Source organism: Pseudoalteromonas aurantia (assembly GCF_005886875.1).
In the GTDB taxonomy this organism is placed as follows: domain Bacteria; phylum Pseudomonadota; class Gammaproteobacteria; order Enterobacterales; family Alteromonadaceae; genus Pseudoalteromonas; species Pseudoalteromonas aurantia_A.
Genome location: NZ_PNBY01000005.1, coordinates 51,065 through 73,185, shown reverse-complemented (window position 1 = coordinate 73,185; position 22,121 = coordinate 51,065). Strand labels below are relative to the sequence as shown.

Here is a 22,121-nt window from a genome sequence, read left to right as displayed (position 1 = left end):
GGTGAGCGGCTAGACTCAGCCCAGCAAACCTTTTTAAATAAAGACATTGAACAATTTAGAGAGCGTTTAGCGAGTATCAGTTGGTTTATGCGGGTGATGAATGAAAGCATTGCCCGTAAGGCGAATAAAGAAGATAACTGTACAGGTCGATTTTGGGAGGGGCGCTTTAAATCACAAGCTTTACTTGATGAAGCGGCATTGGCAGCTTGTATGGCGTATGTTGATTTAAACCCAATTAGAGCCAAAATGGCTAATACACCCGAAACCTCAGACTACACGAGTGTTAAAACACGCTGTGAACATGCCAAAGAAGGCAAGCAACCGAAGCACTTGGCGCGTTTTGCAGGTAGCCCCCGAAAGCACATGCCCAAAGGTTTACCCTTTGAATTACAGTCCTATTTAGAACTGGTAGAGTTGACAGGAAGATGTATGCGGGCAGATAAGCGAGGCGCTATAAGCCCAATCAACTCTCCAATTCTAGACAGACTCAACATCGCCCCAGAGAACTGGCAAAAACTCACCACACAATTTACTAAAGTATTTCACGGCGCAGTAGGGCGACCTAAAAAGCTTGATAATTATTGCGCGAGCCTAGAAATAAAACGGCGCGCTAATTATACGCAGTGTGAAAAGTTACTGGCTTAACGTTTAGAGTGATCAGCTAACGCCTTCAATAAGCCTTAATAACTAACGGTGGATTAGGCGTGTCTCTTTGGCACTGAGTAGTTCAATTTCGTTATCTCTTTCAGTGTAAAGCGCATATTATCCATTCAACTTTGTGAACTCAACAATATCTCAGAGGAATTTTTTAAGGCTAGCAATAATTTTAAATGGGTGTCATTGTTCGTTCTGGCTGAATCAAGACAAGAGCAAAGCTATTTTTAGTGAACTCAATGTCAGAGGTATTAGTCATAAAAGGATATAGGGGTAAGAGTTATTGTTGACATCTAATATGGGTTGTTTGATTATTGTACAATGTTGAATGCATCAATACGTTAGACTGATATGTAAAGGGAAGCTACTATGAAGATCCAAATAATTATTGCATTATTTATCGCTGTTTTAGGTGGAGTTATCGGAGCCATCGCATTTCCTCAACAAAAAGAAATTATTATCCCTCCCGCTCCAACCCAATTCGAAATGCCAGAAGTAACAACAGATCTAAAGGTGATTTCAATAGATTCAAAGAGTTTTAAACAACATATAGGTAAAGTTGAAGATGACGATTACAATGTTATTTTCTCCTATAATTTTATTTATGAGCTTGGATATAAGTTATCAGACCATGATTGGTGTCACGATTTAAATCAAGAACAAAAAACAGTCACTCTTAACAAGCCTCAACTTATTTTTTTAAACAAGCAGTTTAACCCCGAATTAAATTATCTAGGAGGGTTAACAAAAGAGCCTAAACTCACGAACCTACTGGGACCAGTACCTAATAATATTGCAGCCCTAGAAACGGTTAGAAATAAAGTTCAAGATCTTGTTCATGCAGAGTTAACACAAGTTGGTGAAGATATGCAAAGTAATGAAGAGCTAAACAAACTTGGTGAAAAAGCATTGAAAGGTTTGATATTAGACATTGCCAACATGTCAGGTTCAGGGATAACAAAGATTCTTTTCAAGGACGGGTGCTCATAAATGTATAGGTACTTTTTATTGATTGTAGTTTTTGTTCTTGTTGGCTGTGCTTCCTCTAATGTTGTCCAGTTTCTTCAAGAGCCACATAACTCCAGTAAGTTTATGGTTTCTGAAAGTTTACCATTGTATGAATATGCACAGTTAGCTGACATTTCATATCGTGACTCACCCGAGGCGTCTGCTCAGGAATACAAAAGGCTAGGTTTTGATGTTAGCTATTATACCATCGCTAAACCGCTACTTGGCTCATATCCTGAGCTTTTCATCCTTTCTATTAATCGCTCTCCAAATATGATTATCGTGTTTAAAGGAACAGACAGCTGGTTTGATTGGTACCAGAATTTAAAGCAGATGGTCTTTCTGGATAAGAAGAAAGACGGAGACGTATATATTCCTATGGGGCATGCTGGTTTTAGGAGAGGTGTATTAAACCTCGTCAATTTTTGTTTTCATAATTTTGGTATTAAAAAGCATATAGATACTTTCGATTTACCTGAATCAGTCTCATTAACATTAATTGGTCATAGTCAAGGTGGCGCCTTGGCTCAATTAACCACCCCTTATCTTGATGGTATGCGATATAAAAATAATGCAGTCATTAGAAATCAGGATTGGAAGTATTCAGTAAAGAAAGTCATTACTTTTGGGACACCTTTAGCGCTTCATAAAGAAAAGAACAACTGGGGCTTCATAAACGAGCATTACGCTCATAATACAACGCATGTAATTAGGGATGGCGACATAGTTTCAACGGCATATATTCCCAAAGATAAGCAGAAGTTATATCGTCTCTATGGACGTTTAATAAGAATTGACAGAGACGGTAATGTACATTTAGAGGAGACTCAATGGGGACAAGGTGACGCAAGTAGCTCTGAACCTCACGCTATTAAAAACTATGAGTCTGTACTTCGGCGTGCAAGGTACTAATCGCTCTGATTTAATAATATGAAAATCTGTACGGCCGTCTCATGTATTTTGCTGCCAGTCTGATATTGTCTGAATATATAGCTAAAAGTGTCAGAGCGTATATGAGCTACTATAACAAGCGTTGATCACACTTTTGCTAGGAGACTGGAGCGCGTCACATGTATGCCATTCGATTTCTGGTTACGCATTCAATACAAATTTGATAACTTTAAAAGCGCTCAAATTCGACAGAATAAACTCACTTTCCATCTTTGTTTATATACAGGTTTAGCCTTATCGAGAAAAGGAAAACTCTACTTTCCAACCTTGTTTGAATGCACCCCAAAAAGACACGCTATTTATTTATACATTTGCTTCAGAAGTTGCGCAGGGGTTATGGCAAAAGCGGCTTTAAACTTGGCTGCAAAGTGGCCTTGATGTTTGAACCCAACTTCATGAGCGACAGACTTAACACTGCATCCTGGTTCGCTCAACAAAGCCATCGCTCTATCCATGCGTTTTGTGTTCAGGTATTCAAATACGGTTTGTTGATACACCTGTTTAAAGGCTTTTTTCAACTTATTGTCGTTGACACCAACTCGTCTAGCTAGCTCAAACAGGGTCGGAGGCGACTGCATCTCAGCTTCCATGATGGCCGCCGCTTGGGTCATTTGTGCGACGGTGTTCGCCATGCCTTTACCACTGATTTCGCCCTGAGTGTGTAGCCATTCAAATAAGGTACTCAGTAGCTCTAGAAGTTTTCCTTTGATATACAGTAATTTGGCAGCTTTTGGCATGGAGCAGTGGTCGATCTGTTCTATGATATTTAATATTTCACCATTGATTGGCATCAGCCATAAATTATTTTTGGGATTGGCTGTTGGCAGAAGTTGATACTGTTCAGCTAATTTTTGCATTAGATGTGCTGGGGCGATGAAATTGATCATTCTCAATTTGCCCGTTTTGTATGCAAATTGATAACGATTGGCATCAGCAATAAATATTCCAGCAGAAGAGGATTTGATACAAGCGTGTAAGTCTTCATTAATAGTCATGTCCAATTCGCCGGCTAAAATGATAAACACACCGCTTTGCTTGCTGGCACCAAGGTTAAATTGCACGTCTTGTTTGATGTCATAGTCGCTTAGGGTAAGCAGCACATCTTCATCAAGTGTCAACACGATGGATTGGCCAATGGCGACTTCTGTAGGCATGGTAATAGAGTATTGATCGTTATCGGTTAAGGTTTTTAAACTGGCTAACCAATGTTCAAATTGCGCTTGTGATACTTTCATTCTATTACCTTATTGCGAGTAATTCTCAATAACTTTAGCAGATTTACCTAAACTCCCGCTAGTGCTAAATTTGCTCCCTCCGGGGACTTCCTATCTATTGAACTGTTTTTAAATGTTTTATTTAATCCTCATCTAAGATGAAAACAGAGAGAAAGATATGAAGTACCGCCATTACCCTTGGCTTTTGTCGAGTTTAATTTTATCACCAACTAGTTTCTCCCAGTCGGACATCAGTGCCAATGAAGTGAATGAGCTGGAAACCATAGTGGTCACGTCACAAAGACTTCAGCGCCCTTGGCGCGAGCTTGCTAGTAATATGAACTATTTAGATGAAACTGACATAGAAAGATTAGCTCTACAGGACTTGGATCAGGTGTTAAGTACCGTTCCTAATGTCACGCTACAAGCGTTAGCTGGGGATTACAATTACATTCAAATGCGGGGTATGCCTAGAAACCTTGAGCAAGCAACGGTTGGGGTCTACATAGATGGTATTCCTTATAATAATTTGTATGAGCTTAACCCGAGTTTATTGAACATCAAGTCAATTGAAGTGATCCGCGGCCCGCAAGCCAATCTTTTTGGACGTAATGTCAGAGACGGTGTGATTACAATTACCACGGCTGAGCCAGAATCACAGGCGCAAGGAAAAGTCAGTATGTCATGGGCGGAGTTAAACCAACAACAGCTATCCGCACATTACAGCACGCCGTTGACACAAGCCCTGTCTAGCCAGATATCTGCAAACTGGATAGAGCGTGATGGTACGGTTAAAAATACAACATTAAACAATGATTTAGACCCCTTAAAACAAATACAGATTAATAATACTTGGTATTGGCAAGCCAGTGATGCAGTAAAGCTCAAGCTGATCCTTAATCACACAGATAAAAATAGTGGAGCTTACCCTTACGTCAATGGTGAACTCACTTACTCAAACAGTGATGAGCTATCCGCGGACAATAATGTTAACAATGATTTTAACCAGAAAAATGATAACGCGACGATACAGATGGATTGGCTATGGTCTGCGGATTGGTTGTTTTCAGCCATTGCTAATTATGCGGATGGCACTGTAGATGCTCGTTTTGATGCAGACTTTTCCGCCCTTGATATGGGTTATGTTGACACTTGGTTAGAGCAAAGAGACAGTTATTACGAATTTAGATTAGCGTCACAAAATAACTCGTCACTGACTTGGTTGTTTGGCCTAAGTTACAGTTTAAATCGAGATGCGAACCGCACTCAAACTTTAACGAAAGTGCCTTATGGCGATACTCTGATCGAAGCGACGTTAGATACCCAAGGCCAGCTTGAGCAAAAGTCTTATGTCGCTTACGCAGATGCGACTTGGAAAGTGTCAAAGCACTGGCAAATTCAGGGCGGAGTGCGCTATTTAGATGAGCAGTTCTCAGGCCAACACTACTTCAATAACCCTCTCTATCCAATGCCTACTGCTATCACTCAAGGTCATCAACAAGTGACGGATAGTGAAATATTGAAAAAGTTTGCAGTGAATTACTTAATGGATGCGAATCACAGTTTCTTTGTCGGCTATGGCGAAGGGTACTTGAGTGGGGGCGCGACTTGGGTTGCTGAACAAACTGATGCTCAGCTGATGCGCACAGGTATTGGGGTACCCTATGCGCCGGAGTTAAGTGGTACTGCTGAGTTAGGCTACAAGTATCAAGCACCTAAACAAGGAATTTTTGCTGATGTTACCTTGTTCTATAGTGCCCTAGAAAATTACCAGCACGCCTATGCCGATGCGTATGGCTTGAATCGTATCGCCAGTGTAAAACAGGTGAGTAGTCAAGGCGTTGAGTTTAACTTGCGTCAACAGCTTAACCAGTGGTGGCAGTGGGCAGCAAGCTTCGGGGTAAATAGTAGTGAGATTGATGCCATTGATGGTTTTTCAGATCCGATGATAAAGGTAGCAGTGGGCACTAGGTTACCAAACACGGCAAAGAATACGGGACACATCAGCATCAACTATAAAAATGACATTGCACAACAGTGGCAAATGGATGCAACCTTATCTTTAGATCATACCGGTGAGACCTTGTTTGATTTAACTGGGCAGACAAAACAAGCAGCCTACCAACTCATGAATGTGAATATGGTGTTCCAACATGACTCTGATTGGCGCCTTAGTGTGTTTGCAAAAAACCTATTAGATAAGCGATATCAGCAGGTGAGAGTGCAATACCCAGGTATTAATATTGTCAATTACGGCATGCCTAGACAAGTCGGCATTGCGTTAAGTAAGTCGTTTTAACACGCGTTAAAAGCCAAGGAGAGATTGATGACAAAGATACAATTAGAGTCTAAGTTCGAGCCAGAGTTTAAGGCGTTAGTTGAGGCGTTTAGGGACAATTTTGCACAGCATGGAGAGACGGGGGCAGCCATAGCGGTTTATCAAAAAGGAGAGTTAGTTGTGAATGCCTATGGCAGTCATCAATCTGCTAATGGTATCTGGCGACCTGCGGACAGGGTTTGCACGATGTCTGCTTGTAAAGCGCCACTGGCGTTTTGCATTCACTTACTTGCAGAACGAGGGTTATTAAACCTAGATGCTTATGTCAGTGACTATTGGCCCGAGTTTTCTAGTCATGGCAAGGCAAAGATCAAGGTGGCTCATGTCCTTAACCACACGAGTGGTGTTGCTATTGTGGATAAAGTCAAAGCTGGGGATGTGTTTCATTGGCAAACCATGGTTACAGCGTTAGAAAAGACCAAACCTCTGCATCAACCCGGAGAAAAAATTGTCTATCATGCCGTCACTTATGGTCATCTATTAGGTGAATTAATCCGTCGCGTCGATGGTCGCATGCCAACACAATTCTTTCAGCAAGAAGTGGCAGAGCCATTAGACCTGAATTACACTTTGTCACACTTTGATGATGGCCATACTCGGTGGGTAAATGAAGGAAAAACTTCACCAAAGTTGTTGTGGTTTTATGCCAAGGTACTGGCTAAATTACCTTATTGGAAGCTTAAATATTTTGCCCCTTGTGGACCGAATTATTCACCTAATGCGCAAGCTTGGCGACACGCTCAAGCGCCAGCAGTAACGGGAGAGGGGAGTGCATTAGGGCTCGCAAAATTTTACGCTATGTTGATAAATCAAGGTCGCTGGCAACAGCAACAGATTTGTCAGCAGCAGACCGTTAACCACTTTATCACTGCAACGATTGAAGGGCAGGAACAAACAATGGGTAGGCAGTGGCGAATGGCTTCAGGCGTCATGTTAAATAGCCCAGAAATGGTGTCGTTTGGTTCTAACCCGAATGCATTTGGTCATTTTGGTATGGGGGGGGCTGTGGGCTTTGCTGATCCCGATCGCGAGTTGGCTTTTGCCTACGTGACGGAAAAATACCATCAACCCAATAAAACAGATAAGTCGATGGTTGGTTACAGACTCGAAAGACTGATTGCAGCTTTATATCAATCGAGTTAGAACAAAAAGGCATAAAGTTGTAAAGCAGTGGCGACGCAATTTTTCACCTTAGAGGGCTATAATAGGTTAAAACATGAGAAATCAATGGGGTCTGAAATCAATGGGGTCAGAGTCTGCGCGATCCCCACAAAATCATTATACGTTGCAATAATCATATTCAACCCCCACATTTTGAAGCTGCTTAATTGCATTTAAGCAGCTTCGCATATACAGCCTTTCGCCTTTATCTACCGCGACACGTTGACCAATAAGTTGTAATGACAATATGTTGCCTGCTTTTCAAGAGTGAGCTTGATACTGTCTATGCTTGTTCTCAAGTTTAGCCGTCATGCCTAAAATCATAAGAAACCAGTGTGCCAAGGTGGTGAGTAATACAAGCAAGAATAAACGGCTTTGAACGGTTGTTTTATTGTATGTAAATCCTTGTCCAAAACGCCAAATTTTCATGTCTCTAAAACCTTTTTCTATCTGCATTCGTAACTGGTAAATCTTGACTAGCTTTGCTGCTGAGTTGCGTGAATAAGGAAGTGAACTAGAGATAAGCCATGGATCCCTTTGACTTCTCGCCAAGCGACTTTGAACATTGCGTGCTGTTTATTTTTTCTTTGATTCTATTATTACAAATAAGTAATAATCATTTTCAAATTGCATGGATTATCAATTATATGTAATCAAGTATACTGCTCACAACAAAACAGCGAAGCGAAAGTATTGTTAGGCTTTTACTGCTTCATTACTGAATAAAAGGAACATCCAATGGCACTTGATATTAATCCTGGTCAAACATCAATAAAATCTAAAGCTATGGTCGCTTGGGCCGCTGGCGAGCCACTTAAAATGGAAGAGGTCGATGTACAACTTCCTAAAGCAGGCGAAGTTTTAGTGCGTATCGTGGCAACTGGTGTGTGTCACACCGATCTATTCACATTATCAGGAGATGATCCAGAAGGTATCTTCCCCTCAATTCTTGGTCACGAAGGCGGCGGCATTGTTGAGATGATCGGTGAAGGCGTGACTAGCCTTGAAGTTGGTGATCACGTTATCCCACTTTACACTGCGGAATGTGGTGAGTGTAAATTCTGTCAGTCTGGTAAAACTAATCTATGCCAAGCCGTTCGTGAAACACAAGGTAAAGGCCTAATGCCAGATGGTACTAGTCGTTTCTCTGTCAATGGTGAAACTATTTACCATTATATGGGGTGTTCGACTTTTTCGGAGTACACGGTACTTCCAGAAATCTCACTAGCGAAAGTAAACAAAGAAGCACCACTTGAAGAGATTTGTCTTCTAGGGTGTGGTGTAACAACAGGTATGGGTGCAGTTCTGAATACTGCTAAAGTTGAAAAAGGCGATAACGTTGCTGTATTTGGCTTAGGTGGTATCGGCTTGTCCGCTATTATTGGCGCCCGTATGGCGGGGGCCGATCGCATTATCGGTGTCGACATCAATGAAAGTAAGTTCGAACTGGCTAAACAATTGGGTGCTACTGACTGTATTAACCCACAACAATTCGACAAACCAATCCAAGAGGTGATTGTCGATATGACCGATGGCGGCGTGGAGTACTCTTTCGAGTGTATTGGTAACGTAAACGTCATGCGTCAAGCATTAGAGTGCTGCCACAAGGGTTGGGGCGAATCAGTTGTCATTGGTGTTGCAGGTGCTGGTCAAGAGATCTCCACTCGTCCATTCCAATTGGTAACCGGCCGAGTATGGCGTGGTTCTGCTTTTGGTGGGGTAAAAGGCCGTTCAGAACTTCCTGATATTGTGAATCGTTACATGGCGGGGGAATTTGGCTTACAAGAGTTCATCACTCATACCATGGGTCTACAAGACGTTAACGATGCATTCGAACTTATGCACAAAGGCGAATCTATTCGTACTGTCTTACATATGGATAAATAAACGAACTCTATTAACTTAGCTCTATTTACCATTACATGTAAGTAACCTCAGCTCTGGATAAGCGAATTTGCCCAATAAAGTTATTTTTCTCATTCTCGGCGTTGCTTTCATTTGTAATAGCCCACTATTACTGTATAGAAGCGCCGAGAATGGGCGAAATTTCATCATTGGATGGTACATAAGTTTGTTTTCAAAACACTTTCTATTCCAAAACCCTTATCCAAACCTGAGGTTAAGTAAAGTATTGAGCCTCTAGATTATAGAGGTTCTACTGCATCGCTTCAGCGGTGAAGTTTCGCATATTTCAAACACATCGCTTTATCGAAATAAAGAATTGAGGGATAGAAAAATGAGCTGGTTTTTTTTGATCATGGGAGTACTTGCAGAGGCACTTTCACACGTAGCGTTAAAAGCAACAGATGGTTTTAGTCTATCTAAGCCATTACCAGCAGCACTTGTTGTTACTGGACACCTCGCGGCTTTTCTTTTTTTAGGTCAAGCGATGAAAGGGATGCCTGTGGGAGTTGTTCACGCTCTTTGGGCCGGATTGGCAATTGTTACCGTCAGCTTTATCTCTACATTTGTGTATCGTCAACACCTTGATACTATGGTTTGGGCGGGGATGATTTTTGTTGCCGTCGGCGTGGTGATGATCAATTTTTCGCAAGGGCATGCTCATTAATCGATGCACTTTATTTGTGGTCCCCCGCACTGCAACGTGGATCAATAAAATCAATGGGTCAGGGTTGTGGATTTTTCAAATCCCGTTCAGTATTTTTTGTAAATGTTTATAAATTACTTTTTTATCATTGATTAACTCTTTCCAAGTGAGTTCATAATGAGGTTGAAACTTTGCAACGCTTTGTCTGAATGCTAATCGTTCTGAACATGCTGCCTGATATGCCAATTTTAGTCACTTATTTTTGCGAAAGCTGCAAGCTCTGTTTTATTCATGCATACCTGCCTATCCTTGGCCTTTTTATTGGGTAATTTGAGAAAGGCAATGATAGAAAATTAATGACAGTTTTTTTGTTATTAAGCAGACATTATTTTGTGTGTCACTACACGCTATATATCACTGAAGGGCGACTTCTATTAATACCTCATTTCTGCGAAACATTGGAAGTGTAAATGGGCTGTTGTACCCTGCAGAGACGACTTTACCACTGGTGCTATAACCTTTGTCTTCTAACCACTGGCTAAGTATTTTTGTATGTTTTTCAATATTGCTATCACTTAAAAAGCCACTGAATTGAACAGCAGCTACTGTATAGTTGTTTAGTTCGCTTACCCAAACATCTGGATCAGTGGGTTGAGGTGTAGAACTCAGAGTAAAATCTTTTGGCATCACAAATGACATGATTGGATCGCTGCTGTGTTTATCCATAAACACAGGGGCTGTCATTGGAATATTAATACCCTGTTTGGCCTTAACATCACCCATTAATACGGGGGCGGTCATGGCAATATCATTTTCGCCAATATTTTCACCAGTGATATAACGAAACAATTTTTTAAAGGCGCTATTTTGACCTGAACCAGACATACTGGTCGAAACTAACACCATTGGCTCATAACGACGTACTTCAATCATCTTTTTATCATCATTTTCTACAATAGAATAAGGGGCATCTTTTACGCCGTTATCACCAAAAACAGAACAGCTAGCCGTTGATAATGAGAGGATAAGTAGTAATAATTTATTCATTTTTACTCCTGATGAACGCAATAATATTTAATTCCACCTAATTATTTATGTAACCACTGAATTAAAAGATCACGTTACAGGGATAAAAATGAACGTAGGCGGCAAAATGAGTTAGAACTGTATTGTTTTTTTCACTTCGTTACTGACATTCTTGGACGTTTGATCCATTTACACTTTAGCGTTCTTCTGGGGTGTATAGCGCTGATACGGAAAGCTCTTATATGGGCGGCATAGAGCCCCGCCAACGAGGGAGGGTCCACACAACTCGTCTTTCTGACGAAGGTTAGGATCCAGTTTTTTAAAGTGTTCAAGCTGTCGTGGCTGTTTTGTGGATCCTATAACAAGTTCAGGAAGACGAATTTTTATGATTGTAATGGTTAAAATGCATCTCTCGTTGATGCTGTGGTTAAGAGCATTAATTCATATCCCCTCTTGAAAAACGATGAAGTGTGGAATAAGTTGGTTTTATAGATATACCGAATAAAGGGAAATTTATAATGAAAACTGGGGTTTTTTTTAAATGCTTATCGTGTGTTGCCTTGATAGTCAGCTGTCAAAGTTTTGCGCAACAACACAAATTATTATCGCATGATGGCAAAGCGGGTGATAATTTTGCTTTTAGTGTGGCAATTGATGGTACTACGGCGTTAGTTGGCTCACATAAAGCCGACGCTAAAAATAAGGAAGACTCGGGGGCTGCCTATGTTTATGGTCTCAGTGCTGATGGGTGGCAACAGCAGGCAAAGTTGGTCGCTACGCCTGCTTACGCCCATGATACGCTAGGTGGCAATGTGGCGCTGAAAAACGACATGGCTATGTTAGGGGTGATCAAACGAGATGATAAAGGGGAAGACGCGGGGGCGGTATTTGCTTTTGAAAGAGAAGCTAATGCTTGGTCACAAAAACAAATCCTCACAGCGAACGATGCCAAAGCAGGCGATGCATTTGGCCAAAGTATTGCGTTAACAGAGCGCTTTTTGGTGATTGGTGCCCCTCACAGTGACGTGCCACATAAAGATTCAGGCTCTGTTTATGTTTATATCCGAGATAAAAAAGCATGGCGCTTTCACAGCAAGTTGACGGCAAAAGACGGTGCTGAAGATGATTTGTTTGGTATCAGTGTGGCGATTGACGGCAATACTATTTTGGTTGGCGCTGATTTGCATGATGAAATTGCAAAAGAAGCGGGAGCTGTCTATGCGTATGTATTTGATGGTGAAAAATGGCAGCACCAAGCGAAGCTGATCGCTAAAGATGGTGCTCAAACCGATATTTTTGGGGTGAGAGTATCACTCGTTGGAGATACTGCGCTGATTTCTGCCAGAAGAGACGATATAGCCGGTGTGGGGGTTGATGCAGGATCTGCTTATATATTTGAAAGAGCACAAGGCCGCTGGACTCAAGTACAGAAGTTGGTCGCCCCAGATGGTAAAGCGGATGATAGATTTGCTCGTGGTGTGGCTCTGAATAAAGATACAGCTTTAATTAGTGCGATGCACCATGACGCCAAGGGTAACAATGCGGGGGCGCTTTATGTGTTTAAAAAACAACAGGGGTTATGGCGTTATAGCTCAAAGATTATGGCTCACGATGGTGCACCAGAAGACCGTTTTGGGTGGAATATTGCGCTGACAGATCATGCTGCCATTGTCGCGGTGCCGCATCGTGATGAGCGCGGAGCGCAGTCAGGTGCTGCGTATGTGGTAGAGTTACCAAACTAAGTTTGTTTGTGTGCCATAACAATAAAAGTTTATACAGCGTAAAGAAAAGCATGCCTCTAGGCATGTAACTGACGCTGTTAATATACGGGTCAATGTGTGAGTGGTCATGGCTGTTTACGCGAATATATAATGCGCTTTTCTGCGTTGTTTTGACGATCGCAAAGTTGATAATGTGTTCTTTCCAGTCTTTTTTCTTCTTCTTCTAATCGCACTTGCGAGGTTAACACGACCTTATTTTTTCTGATCACGCCTATGTTGTTGATGGTATAAGTTATACCAAGTGTCATACCTGCGTAATGCACATGATTTAGCTTTAATTGTGTGACTGTGTACTCACTTGTTGAGCCCGTTCATGGCTCTATTGAAAATAACATGCCAACCAGTGGTATGGAGTGGGACAGAGAAGAATATTCAACTTAAATCTAACAATTAAAAGAAAGGGATCAGCGTATGATCACACTTAAGCAATGCCGAGTGATCGGTTTAGTCATTGTCGGTGTTTTATCTGGCTTATTGTCAGGTCAAGCATTGGCTGAAAGCTACGTGTATTTAACTAACAATACCATGGAAACCTTGACGCTGAATACACAGCAAACTGGGCACGATAATATTCGTCATGGCGATCAGTGGCAGCAATTGGCAGCTGAAGTGCCTCCATTAGGCACGGTTAAGTTTTTGCGTTTTAATCGCGACCAAGGCATTAAGTGGGGAAAAGAATATATTTTTACAACATCGGTTAATGGTGCGTCACAGCCGGTTTATTTAAAGCAAAGATTGCTCGGCACCATGACATTTAGCAAGATGTGGCTCAGTGGTCAGGATGAACCATGGCACTATGATCGCGACATTCATCGTGTGCCTTTAGATAACCAGCAACAAACCTTGGCATTTAAATCTTCTTCAGCCAGAGCATCAGGTGATGATATTCACTATGTGATCCACGATACATTTAATAAATCAGAAAAGTCGCAATATTCTAATGAGTTAAATGTACTGACGTACAATACGTGGGCATTATTGCCACCGCTTGCTTCTAAAAATACCGGTGATCGATTAGATACTATCGCTGAGTATATGACCCATTATGATGTGGTGGTCTTTCAAGAAGTGTTCGACCCCATTTTAACAGCGAAATTCAGAGCAAAGGTTGCTCAGACTTACCCGTATATGACACAGATCCCATGGCAAGTGGGTAAAATATTGACCGGTGGGTCATTTATTGCGAGCCGCTGGCCTATCGAAGCTCAAGACGCAGTCGTGTATGACGCGTGTCGAGCAGATGGGTGTTTAGCTGGTAAGGGAGTGAATTATGCAAAAATAAGAAAAGGCAGTAATGCGTATCATATTTTTGGGACCCACACACATGCCTATACCAGTGAACAAGATGTCGCGGTTCGTTTTGCGCAATTGGCGCAGTTGAAGCGCTTTGTTGAAAACAAGCAGATCCCGTACGAAGAGCCAGTGATAATGGCGGGTGACTTTAACGTGGATAAAATTAACTACCCGCAAGAGCATTTGGCCTTTTTGACATTGTTGAATGCCACAGAGCCTGAGGCCACAGGGACTTATCCTTATTCATATGCTGGCCCAGTTAATATTTATGCTGATGAAGCATTTAATGAATACTTAGATTATGTTTTATATAGTAATGACCATCTTGCGCCTTATACCTCAGAAAATAACATGCTGACGCCGCGCAGTATTGATAGTCAGCATTGGCAAAGCTGGGATTTGTCTGATCACTATCCTGTAGAAGGGCGTTTTGCGTTTCCATTGGCGCCTGAATACATGCCTTATTAAACAAGCGGCACAGCAGCTCAGTGAGTAACAATTAGGGCCTCTGAATTGAGGTTCTAATGTCCATTAATAAGGTGCTTCTGATGTTTTCTGGCACATGCTAGGCATTTCATTAGTCCACCTTACCTTAATTAAAAATAGCAAAGCGATTGTTGCGCTACTTTTTACTACCCCTTTGTGAGTGAATACAAAGTACTTTTATGATTACATAACAAATAAAAGGCTATAATATTGATTTAATGTTATGTTATAACAATTCTGTTTCGAGTTGTTTTTAAGTAATGTGGGTGAGTAATATGGAAGCAAGTAAATCATTGCCTGAGTTGGCGCTAGAGCAAAAAATTCTCAACGCACCAGAGGACGACTATATGAATGCGGAGCAATTAGCATTCTTTAAGCAACGGCTTATTGACTTACATGATGAGACAAGGGCGCATATTCGTGAAGCAAAAGCACAAATGCTGAATAAGCCTGATGTGACAGATCTGAGTGATAAAGCAACGTGGGAAGAGCAATGTAGTTTGTTAATTCGTATTGTGGAGCGCGAACAAAGGTTATTACCAAAAATTCAGCAATCGTTAGAGCGTATTCGCCTAGATACTTACGGCTATTGTGAAGAGTCGGGTGAGCCAATCGGGATCCCACGGCTGTTGGCGAGACCGACCACTGAATATTGTGTTGATGTTAAAGCGGTACTTGAAATGAAAGAGCACTTGCGTCAAGAATAACTGGCCGTGAAGCAGACTCAATGTCGCTACGATTATTCGTCGCTTTTATTTAGTCAGGTTCTTATCGACGGTACTTAGACACTATTTCACCAAATAAACGACCATGAACATTTCATAGATAATACTAACCAAATTGCACAAAAATGCGCTAAACTCGCCGGCTACTTTTTTAGCATTGAGCCGATCCCTTTATGACTTTAGCCGCTTCGCCTAGTAACTTTGCCGATCTTGGCCTTATTTCTCCTTTATTAGCACGACTGGCTGAGTTGGATTATGCCAGCCCAACGCCTATTCAAGCACAGGCAATTGGCAAGGTATTAGCTGGGCGAGATCTGATTGCGGGGGCAAATACGGGCTCAGGTAAAACAGCGGCGTTTGCATTACCATTGTTACAGCAGTTATCAGAGCTGGGCTCTGCGCACCGTGATAAAGGCAACTTTGTGTCAGGGTTGGTGTTAGTGCCTACGCGCGAGCTGGCGACACAAGTGGCAGACAGTATTAAATCGTATGCAGCACATTTGAATGGCGCAATTAAAATCACCGTGGTATTTGGTGGTGTGTCGGTTAATAAGCAAATGCAAAATTTGCGCGGTGGTAGTGATATCGTGGTGGCAACACCGGGGCGCTTGCTGGACTTAATCGCCAGTAATGCCATTAAACTTGATCATGTGCGCACCTTGGTACTTGATGAAGCCGATCGCATGTTGGGGCTGGGATTTGCTGAAGAGTTATCTCAATTATTGGCGTTGATGCCAAGTACCAAGCAAACATTGTTGTTTTCGGCGACGTTTCCTGAACAAGTCACTGCTTTAACCGATAAATTATTAAACAACCCCGTTGACATACAAGTACAGAGCCGTGATACCAGTACGGTGATACAGCGCGTATTTACCGTCAACCCTGGGCAAAAAACCGCGTTATTAGCGCATTTAATTGAGCAACATCAATGGCGACAGGCGCTGATTTTTGTTAATGCTAAAAACCACTGTGAGCATTTGGCGCAAAAGCTTGAAAAGCGCGGTATTAGTGCGCAAGTCTTTCACGGTGATAAAGGTCAAGCGGCACGCACACGCACCATGGACGCATTTAAATCAGGTAAAATAGATGTACTGATCGCCACCGATATTGCGGCGCGAGGCATTGATATTGCCAAACTGCCTGTGGTGATTAACTTTAATTTACCCAGAAGCCCAGCCGATTATATGCACCGCATTGGTCGAAGTGGTCGAGCTGGTGAAGTGGGGTTAGCCTTATCTTTGATTGATCATGATGATTATCATCACTTTAAAATCATTGAAAAGAAAAACAAAATTCGTCTTGAACGTGAACAAGTCGCGGGCTTTGAGGCGGATGATGTGAATCCTGAACTGGCGGCAGAAAAGCCGATGGCTAAGCCTGAAGGCACGGGTAAGAAAAAACGCAAGAAGCAAGCTGACCCAGATTATGAGGTATGGACAGGGTGGAAAACACGCTCTTAAAGCAAGTGGCGCGCATTGGTTTTTGCCTCCGTGTCGCCAATGACATCAATGGTAGCGACATGATTGCGCTCACTTTTAGCGCATAATTTTCTGTATATCAGTGCTTTTGATACATGTACTAGAAGCTTGATTGTGATTTTACTTCCGCAGTTTACCTAAGTTATTGCTAAACTTAGCTTGTGAAGGTTAAGGTTAATAAGATAGGGTATTAAGTTCCTTGTGAGAAACTATTAAGATGTCTTTCGAGCCTTATGTGACCGATGTGTTCGCTAACTTGCTATAGAGCACATGCCTGAGGGGTCATGGCTGTGTTTTCAGAGAAATTTGCACTATGATATTTTCTCATTTTTCCGAAGGGGACTAGTGTGTCGTATTATATGTTGGTTCTACTTTTTACCTTTGCTTTATTTGGCATGTCGGCAACTTACTTTGCGCGTTTTATTTATTGTTACTGGATTAAACGAGAAGTGAAGCCAGCCTATATTTGGCGAGCTGGTGGATGCGCCCTACTGATAGTTTTATTATCATTTGTAGGGCAACTTTTTGTATAGCTATTTAATCGTAAACGCTTTGCATTGGTTATTAATACAGAGCGCTTGAATTGGTAAAACTTGCTTACAAACATCAACTTGAGCTTGTTGCTGGTTGACTATTTTTTCTTTTATAGTGACTTGCTCTGCGAGCTTTTCTACCTGCTCTTCATCTACGTTTTTGTTTGAGTACACGAGGTACTGACTAGGCCCACCACATGCGGCTCTTTCTCCCACATTGAGTACTTTACATTGAAAACTGGCACTGCACGAGGTGTCTTCTATGAGCTTAGACAAGCTTTGAGTCGGTGTATTATTAGATGATGTGAGCATTGGTGTACTGATACAACCACCCAGTAATAAAATAGTAATTGAGCAAACAATGCCTCTCATTATGACTCCTTAGTATGTGGCTTGCGCATTACCCTGTATTTTAACACACTTATTTTCAACACATTGTGTACTGGGCTGTGTTAGGTGCTGACAAATACTGACCATGCGGTTTTCAGCATTATATTGGCTTTCTAATACAGTAATAGAATCAGCTAACTTTTTAACGACTTGCAAATCGGCTGCTTGAGTTGAAAATGTCACATAGCTGCTTGGACCACCACAAGCTCGGCTTCCTACAGCGATGACTTGACACTGCATTGTGGAGTCACATCGTTTATCTTTGGTCATGTCTTTTAGTTTTTTTCTGGCCGCACTGAGCGTGTTTTTCGGTTCGTGTGGTACAGCGTCGACAGGGTTGCTGTATTTTGCTTGAGTATCAAGCTTTGCAGGTACTTTGGTATCAACCTTTGCAGGTGTTTGGTTCACATCTGGTGTGGACAGAGAAGCGCTAGGAGCGCATCCAGCGATCATGAATGGTATTATTGCAGAGATAAGAAATTGATGCATAGATGAAACGTCCTGAGTTGTTTTTACCCAGTGTGCCCGTGTTTGAATGAGGATACAAGTCCATTGGCTCAGCTGCCAGCTAAGCCAATGGTTGGCTGGTGTTACAAACCGCCTTGTGTGAGTTTATTTGGGTCGAGTAATTGCGTCAATTCTGCAATTGATAGGTCAGTATGTTCACTGGCAACATCGATGATTGGACGGCCTTCTTTGTATGCGAGTTTGGCGATTTGTGCGGCTTTCTCATAACCGATCACCGGATTAAGTGCTGTAACCAATATTGGGTTTTTGGCGAGTGCTTTTTGAATATTTTGTTCACTGACATTAAAGCTGGCAATGGCTTTATCTGCTAACAATCGGCTGACATTCGATAAGATTTCGATACTTTCTAAAATGTTGTGTGCAATAACCGGCAGCATAACGTTCAGTTCAAAGTTACCCGATTGGCCAGCTACGGTAATGGTGGCATCATTTCCAATGACTTGCGCACTGACCATGGCTGTGGCTTCAGGGATCACAGGGTTTACTTTACCAGGCATAATAGAGGAGCCTGGTTGCAGCGCTTCAAGTTCTATTTCGCCAAGGCCAGCTAGAGGGCCTGAGTTCATCCAGCGTAAATCATTGGCGATTTTCATATTTGCTACGGCCAATGTTTTTAACTGGCCTGACAAAGTAACAATGGCATCTTGCGAGCCTATGGTATAGAAAAAGTTCTGGCTAGCTGAAAAGCGGATCCCCACGTTGCTGCTCAGGAATTGATTAAATAAATTAGCAAATTTTGGATCCGCATTCACACCAGTCCCTACTGCTGTGCCACCCTGTGCAAGTTCAAAGACTTTTTCGACACTGTGTAAGATACTTTGGTATGCACTATCAATCTGGTGCTGCCATCCACTGAGACTTTGTGCAAATGTCACCGGCATAGCGTCCATTAGGTGGGTTCTACCTGTTTTTACATGATGGCCGACGCTTGCTGACTTTTGCTCGATAGTTTGTGATAAATGTTTTAACGCAGGTAGTAAATCGTAAATGACTGCTATAGCACTGCTAACGTGAATGGCTGTTGGAATAACGTCGTTGGAGCTTTGACCCATATTGACGTGATCATTGGGGTGCACTTGCAGACCGCTTTCTTTAGAAGCCAGTGTCGCAATGACTTCGTTTGCATTCATGTTCGAGCTGGTACCTGAGCCGGTTTGGAATACGTCGACAGGAAAATGCTCCAGGTGCTCTCCATCAATAATACGCTGCGCAGCACTAATAATTGCTTTGGCAATATTGGGATCTAAATGACCGAGTTCAGCATTTGCTTCCGCTGCTGCTTGTTTGATGTATGCCAATGAACGAATAAATGCTTCTGGCATCGTTAGTTTACTTACCGTGAAGTTGTTTACCGCTCTTTGTGTTTGCGCTTGATATAACGCAGTTTCAGGTACATCAAGTGTACCCATGCTATCGGAAGCGTGGCGAAAAGTGGTCATTGGGACTCCTATGAATATGGGTTAAAGGCATGGCTAATAACACGGGCTTCATGTTCTATTTTTAGAAAGCGTGCTTTACCATGTGGGATCGATTTATAAAAACGTTTTAATGCCAATAAAGGCTTATATAATTGATCTTGGCATTGCTGGCGCAAGGCATTGTGCACTAATGGGTCTGCAATATTGTGAAGCAATTCATCAAAGGTACGTTTGAGGTAAAGCTCTTGTAATAAAACGCATTTATTGCAGCCATACCATTTTGCAAGTGTGATCCCTGCATCAATAAACTGGGCTACCACCATAGGGGCCTCTAGTTGCGGGCGTTTACAATTTGTAGCGAGTTTTGGGGAGTAAGCGCTGACGGCTTGATGAGGATGCATGGCAAAACCCTTTTAGTGTAACGATAACTATTATCATTACACTAAAAGAGTTTAAGCGCAATAGTTGCGTGTTGATAGGCATACTTTAGTGGCCTTGCTTGGGTTAGTTATATCCCAATATAAATGTGTAAGCGGTATTTTGTGCGTCTTCTTGTTCAGTCGGTGTGAGCATGTCTTGCACTTCTTTGCGATATTCTTCGCTGGTAGTGAATAAGTTATCTTCATGCGTGCCGACTAAGGTGGTGTCAGTTATTGGCATATGGGTAATGGTTGAAATAAACATAGTGTGTGTCCTGTTGGTTTTCTATTAACAATACATAATAGATAAAGCAGTGACTGTGCCAATAATAAATAGTTATATAAAACAAGTTATTATGATTTTTATATGGTGTGAACTTGCAATTTGCGAAACAGATTGCATCAATATAAAGCAGTCGTGGATTAAAAAGGTGCAATGATGATAGTAGATAAACCGTTTTCTCAAGCGTGCGAGAATAATAAAGGCCCAATATTAACGGTGTTAGCACCTTTACTACGGGATTATGATCAAGTATTGGAAATTGGTTCTGGTACGGGTCAGCACGGCGTGTACTTTGCGCAAGCTTTACCTCATGTGCAATGGTTGGCAAGTGATCGTTGTATTAACCATGCGGGAATATTAAGTTGGCAACACGAAGCTCAGTTAGACAATTTACACCCTCCTTTGTCGTTGGACTTAAATGATGCATGGCCGGTAGACGATGTGCCGGTGATCTATAGTGCGAATACATTGCATATTGTGAGTAAAGCATTAGTAGAGCGCTTTTTTTCAGGCGTCAAAAAGCACTTAAGAAAGAATGGTTTATTGGTGATTTATGGACCATTTAATTACGCAGGGCAATTCACCAGTGACAGTAATGCTGCGTTTCATCAGCGTTTATTGCAGCGAGATCCGCTGAGTGGGATCAGGGACAGTGAGTGGATCATTGAATTGGCTCGTGATAGCGAGCTAAGCCTACAGGCCGATCACGCTATGCCAGCAAATAACCGGCTACTCATTTTTAAACGGTAGTTGTGCTTTACATTGCAAGGCATATTGGGCGATATGTATACGCTCCCTGGCTATAAAGTCTGTAATGGCCCTAGCAAACATAGGATCGGCAATTTGGTGTGCTGAATATGTGGTTTTGGGCTCAAACCCTCTTGCTAATTTATGTTCACCTTGCGCGCCAGCATCAAATCGTAGCAATTGATTTTTGATAGCAAAGTCAATGCCTCGGTAATAACACAACTCAAAATGCAGATGTTGGTATTCCGCCAGAGATCCCCAATATCGTCCATAAAGTGTATCGCCGTCGCTCAAGTACAGACTGGCAGCAACGAGGGTTTCAGTATCGTAGGCGATGCATAAATGTATGCTTTTTTGCATGGTGCGCTGTATTTCGTCAAAAAATGCCCAATTGAGATATCCATGGTGACCGGAGCGTTTTAAATAGGTCTGCTGATAGCAGCTAAAAAAACCTTGCATATGTTCTGTTGTGATCTCACCACCACTTAACCAAATAATATTGAGCGAAGTCGCTGCAACTTGGCTGCGTTCTTTTTTGATCATTTTTCGCTTTCGTGCCGTCATGGTTGCTAAAAAATCATCAAAGCACTGAAAGCCTTTATTCTGCCAATGAAATTGCACCGCGTGGCGAATCATCATTGTGTCATTGAAGTGTTCTGCTTGGGTGAGAAAGTTAATATGAGTGCTCGACCATTGCTTATTTAACATTTCTTGTTGTAATACATGTTGGATATAAGCTGAAAGTTCTGTCGTAAGCGTTTTTGTCAGTATGCGTTTGCCAGTGATAGGAGTGAAGGGAACGCCAGATAACCATTTTGGGTAATAGGTCAAACTGTGGGCTTCATAGGCTTCGGCCCAAGACCAATCAAAGACATATTCACCGTATGAGTGAGATTTGATATAGCCTGGTAATATGGCTATCAAGGTGTCTTGTTGATAAACCGCCAAATGATGTGGCTGCCACCCAGTATGTGCGCTGGCACAATGGCTGTTTTCCAATGCCACTAACCACTCGTATTGGCAAAACAAATTCTGTTGTGCAAGTATATTCCACTGGGTACGCCCAATGATGGAAATCTGACTAATAAATTGATAGCTAAGCATAATTATAAGCGATTACGGTCTTTAAATGGCTTCATT

The 22,121-nt window shown here is 42.0% G+C and carries 21 protein-coding genes; 12 read left to right on the top strand and 9 right to left on the bottom strand.

Annotated features, from left to right (window positions below; all coding sequences use genetic code 11):
* From CWC18_RS00575 to CWC18_RS00565, 3 genes are all read left to right on the top strand, one after another.
* Positions 1-645, top strand: a 645-nt coding sequence (locus CWC18_RS00575; RefSeq protein WP_138674478.1) for a transposase, incomplete at its 5' end; no start/stop codon positions are given.
* A gap of 378 nt (positions 646-1,023) precedes the next feature.
* Complete coding sequence (locus CWC18_RS00570) at positions 1,024-1,644, top strand: hypothetical protein (RefSeq protein ID WP_138674477.1); 621 nt, start codon at positions 1,024-1,026, stop codon at positions 1,642-1,644.
* An 18-nt stretch (positions 1,645-1,662) separates the two neighbouring features.
* Positions 1,663-2,574, top strand: a complete 912-nt coding sequence (locus tag CWC18_RS00565) for a lipase family protein (protein WP_171041000.1) — start codon at positions 1,663-1,665, stop codon at positions 2,572-2,574.
* 338 nt (positions 2,575-2,912) lie between these two features.
* On the opposite strand, the gene CWC18_RS00560 is transcribed toward CWC18_RS00565, so the two are convergent.
* Entirely contained in the window at positions 2,913-3,848 is a 936-nt protein-coding gene (locus CWC18_RS00560; RefSeq protein WP_138591385.1) for a helix-turn-helix transcriptional regulator, read from the bottom strand.
* A 157-nt stretch (positions 3,849-4,005) separates the two neighbouring features.
* Between CWC18_RS00560 and CWC18_RS00555 the strand changes: the two genes are divergently transcribed.
* Both CWC18_RS00555 and CWC18_RS00550 read left to right on the top strand, forming a co-directional pair.
* Positions 4,006-6,126, top strand: a complete 2,121-nt coding sequence (locus CWC18_RS00555) for a TonB-dependent receptor (protein ID WP_138674475.1) — start codon at positions 4,006-4,008, stop codon at positions 6,124-6,126.
* A 27-nt stretch (positions 6,127-6,153) separates the two neighbouring features.
* Positions 6,154-7,308, top strand: a complete 1,155-nt coding sequence (locus CWC18_RS00550; RefSeq protein WP_138674474.1) for a serine hydrolase domain-containing protein — start codon at positions 6,154-6,156, stop codon at positions 7,306-7,308.
* 279 nt (positions 7,309-7,587) lie between these two features.
* Here the strand turns inward: CWC18_RS00550 and CWC18_RS00545 are convergent, their stop codons facing one another.
* Positions 7,588-7,878: a transposase gene (locus tag CWC18_RS00545; protein WP_138674473.1), complete on the bottom strand. Its 291-nt coding sequence runs from the start codon at positions 7,876-7,878 to the stop codon at positions 7,588-7,590.
* Positions 7,879-8,064: 186 nt separating this feature from the next.
* Here CWC18_RS00545 and CWC18_RS00540 point away from each other — a divergent pair, with 186 nt between their 5' ends.
* A complete protein-coding gene (locus CWC18_RS00540) occupies positions 8,065-9,213 on the top strand; it encodes an S-(hydroxymethyl)glutathione dehydrogenase/class III alcohol dehydrogenase (RefSeq protein WP_138591389.1) in 1,149 nt (382 codons plus the stop codon).
* A 349-nt stretch (positions 9,214-9,562) separates the two neighbouring features.
* Positions 9,563-9,895, top strand: a complete 333-nt coding sequence (locus CWC18_RS00535; protein ID WP_138674472.1) for a DMT family transporter — start codon at positions 9,563-9,565, stop codon at positions 9,893-9,895.
* A 393-nt stretch (positions 9,896-10,288) separates the two neighbouring features.
* On the opposite strand, the gene CWC18_RS00530 is transcribed toward CWC18_RS00535, so the two are convergent.
* Positions 10,289-10,921 (bottom strand): SOUL family heme-binding protein, encoded by a 633-nt coding sequence (locus CWC18_RS00530; protein WP_138674471.1) that lies wholly within the window; start codon positions 10,919-10,921, stop codon positions 10,289-10,291.
* A gap of 497 nt (positions 10,922-11,418) precedes the next feature.
* On the opposite strand from CWC18_RS00530, the gene CWC18_RS00525 reads away from it, so the two are divergent.
* The 4 genes from CWC18_RS00525 (at position 11,419) to CWC18_RS00510 (ending at position 16,645) form a co-directional block, all read left to right on the top strand.
* On the top strand, positions 11,419-12,642 hold the full coding sequence (locus tag CWC18_RS00525; protein WP_138674470.1) for an FG-GAP repeat protein: 1,224 nt from the start codon (positions 11,419-11,421) through the stop codon (positions 12,640-12,642).
* 450 nt (positions 12,643-13,092) lie between these two features.
* Complete coding sequence (locus CWC18_RS00520; RefSeq protein WP_138674469.1) at positions 13,093-14,442, top strand: sphingomyelin phosphodiesterase; 1,350 nt, start codon at positions 13,093-13,095, stop codon at positions 14,440-14,442.
* A 293-nt stretch (positions 14,443-14,735) separates the two neighbouring features.
* The gene (locus CWC18_RS00515) at positions 14,736-15,167 is read left to right on the top strand and encodes a TraR/DksA family transcriptional regulator (protein ID WP_138591393.1); all 432 of its coding nucleotides are present in this window, start codon (positions 14,736-14,738) and stop codon (positions 15,165-15,167) included.
* 191 nt (positions 15,168-15,358) lie between these two features.
* A complete protein-coding gene (locus CWC18_RS00510) occupies positions 15,359-16,645 on the top strand; it encodes a DEAD/DEAH box helicase (protein WP_138674468.1) in 1,287 nt (428 codons plus the stop codon).
* Between the two features lie 551 nt (positions 16,646-17,196).
* On the opposite strand, the gene CWC18_RS00500 is transcribed toward CWC18_RS00510, so the two are convergent.
* The 5 genes from CWC18_RS00500 to CWC18_RS00480 all read right to left on the bottom strand — a co-directional run bounded on the left by CWC18_RS00500 (position 17,197) and on the right by CWC18_RS00480 (position 20,216).
* Positions 17,197-17,568, bottom strand: coding sequence for a hypothetical protein (locus tag CWC18_RS00500; protein ID WP_138591396.1), 372 nt, complete (start codon positions 17,566-17,568; stop codon positions 17,197-17,199).
* A gap of 9 nt (positions 17,569-17,577) precedes the next feature.
* A complete protein-coding gene (locus CWC18_RS00495; RefSeq protein WP_138674467.1) occupies positions 17,578-18,075 on the bottom strand; it encodes a hypothetical protein in 498 nt (165 codons plus the stop codon).
* A gap of 101 nt (positions 18,076-18,176) precedes the next feature.
* A complete protein-coding gene (locus CWC18_RS00490) occupies positions 18,177-19,553 on the bottom strand; it encodes a class II fumarate hydratase (RefSeq protein ID WP_138591398.1) in 1,377 nt (458 codons plus the stop codon).
* Positions 19,554-19,561: 8 nt separating this feature from the next.
* The gene (locus CWC18_RS00485; protein ID WP_138591399.1) at positions 19,562-19,933 is read right to left on the bottom strand and encodes a hypothetical protein; all 372 of its coding nucleotides are present in this window, start codon (positions 19,931-19,933) and stop codon (positions 19,562-19,564) included.
* Between the two features lie 103 nt (positions 19,934-20,036).
* Positions 20,037-20,216 (bottom strand): hypothetical protein, encoded by a 180-nt coding sequence (locus CWC18_RS00480; RefSeq protein WP_138674466.1) that lies wholly within the window; start codon positions 20,214-20,216, stop codon positions 20,037-20,039.
* A gap of 174 nt (positions 20,217-20,390) precedes the next feature.
* Here CWC18_RS00480 and CWC18_RS00475 point away from each other — a divergent pair, with 174 nt between their 5' ends.
* Complete coding sequence (locus CWC18_RS00475) at positions 20,391-20,984, top strand: DUF938 domain-containing protein (protein WP_138591459.1); 594 nt, start codon at positions 20,391-20,393, stop codon at positions 20,982-20,984.
* On the opposite strand, the gene CWC18_RS00470 is transcribed toward CWC18_RS00475, so the two are convergent.
* Positions 20,964-22,091, bottom strand: coding sequence for a GNAT family N-acetyltransferase (locus CWC18_RS00470; RefSeq protein WP_434063440.1), 1,128 nt, complete (start codon positions 22,089-22,091; stop codon positions 20,964-20,966). The genes CWC18_RS00475 and CWC18_RS00470 overlap by 21 nt on opposite strands.
* Between the last annotated feature and the right edge of the window lie 30 nt (positions 22,092-22,121).

Excerpts from the sequence above, each read along its gene's own strand:
- CWC18_RS00570 (WP_138674477.1), top strand. The coding sequence starts at position 1,024 with ATGAAGATCCAAATAATTATTGCATTATTTATCGCTGTTTTAGGTGGA.
- CWC18_RS00560 (WP_138591385.1), bottom strand. The coding sequence starts at position 3,848 with ATGAAAGTATCACAAGCGCAATTTGAACATTGGTTAGCCAGTTTAAAA.
- CWC18_RS00555 (WP_138674475.1), top strand. The coding sequence starts at position 4,006 with ATGAAGTACCGCCATTACCCTTGGCTTTTGTCGAGTTTAATTTTATCA.
- CWC18_RS00550 (WP_138674474.1), top strand. The coding sequence starts at position 6,154 with ATGACAAAGATACAATTAGAGTCTAAGTTCGAGCCAGAGTTTAAGGCG.
- CWC18_RS00540 (WP_138591389.1), top strand. The coding sequence starts at position 8,065 with ATGGCACTTGATATTAATCCTGGTCAAACATCAATAAAATCTAAAGCT.
- CWC18_RS00535 (WP_138674472.1), top strand. The coding sequence starts at position 9,563 with ATGAGCTGGTTTTTTTTGATCATGGGAGTACTTGCAGAGGCACTTTCA.
- CWC18_RS00530 (WP_138674471.1), bottom strand. The coding sequence starts at position 10,921 with ATGAATAAATTATTACTACTTATCCTCTCATTATCAACGGCTAGCTGT.
- CWC18_RS00525 (WP_138674470.1), top strand. The coding sequence starts at position 11,419 with ATGAAAACTGGGGTTTTTTTTAAATGCTTATCGTGTGTTGCCTTGATA.
- CWC18_RS00520 (WP_138674469.1), top strand. The coding sequence starts at position 13,093 with ATGATCACACTTAAGCAATGCCGAGTGATCGGTTTAGTCATTGTCGGT.
- CWC18_RS00515 (WP_138591393.1), top strand. The coding sequence starts at position 14,736 with ATGGAAGCAAGTAAATCATTGCCTGAGTTGGCGCTAGAGCAAAAAATT.
- CWC18_RS00510 (WP_138674468.1), top strand. The coding sequence starts at position 15,359 with ATGACTTTAGCCGCTTCGCCTAGTAACTTTGCCGATCTTGGCCTTATT.
- CWC18_RS00500 (WP_138591396.1), bottom strand. The coding sequence starts at position 17,568 with ATGAGAGGCATTGTTTGCTCAATTACTATTTTATTACTGGGTGGTTGT.
- CWC18_RS00495 (WP_138674467.1), bottom strand. The coding sequence starts at position 18,075 with ATGCATCAATTTCTTATCTCTGCAATAATACCATTCATGATCGCTGGA.
- CWC18_RS00490 (WP_138591398.1), bottom strand. The coding sequence starts at position 19,553 with ATGACCACTTTTCGCCACGCTTCCGATAGCATGGGTACACTTGATGTA.
- CWC18_RS00485 (WP_138591399.1), bottom strand. The coding sequence starts at position 19,933 with ATGCATCCTCATCAAGCCGTCAGCGCTTACTCCCCAAAACTCGCTACA.
- CWC18_RS00480 (WP_138674466.1), bottom strand. The coding sequence starts at position 20,216 with ATGTTTATTTCAACCATTACCCATATGCCAATAACTGACACCACCTTA.
- CWC18_RS00475 (WP_138591459.1), top strand. The coding sequence starts at position 20,391 with ATGATAGTAGATAAACCGTTTTCTCAAGCGTGCGAGAATAATAAAGGC.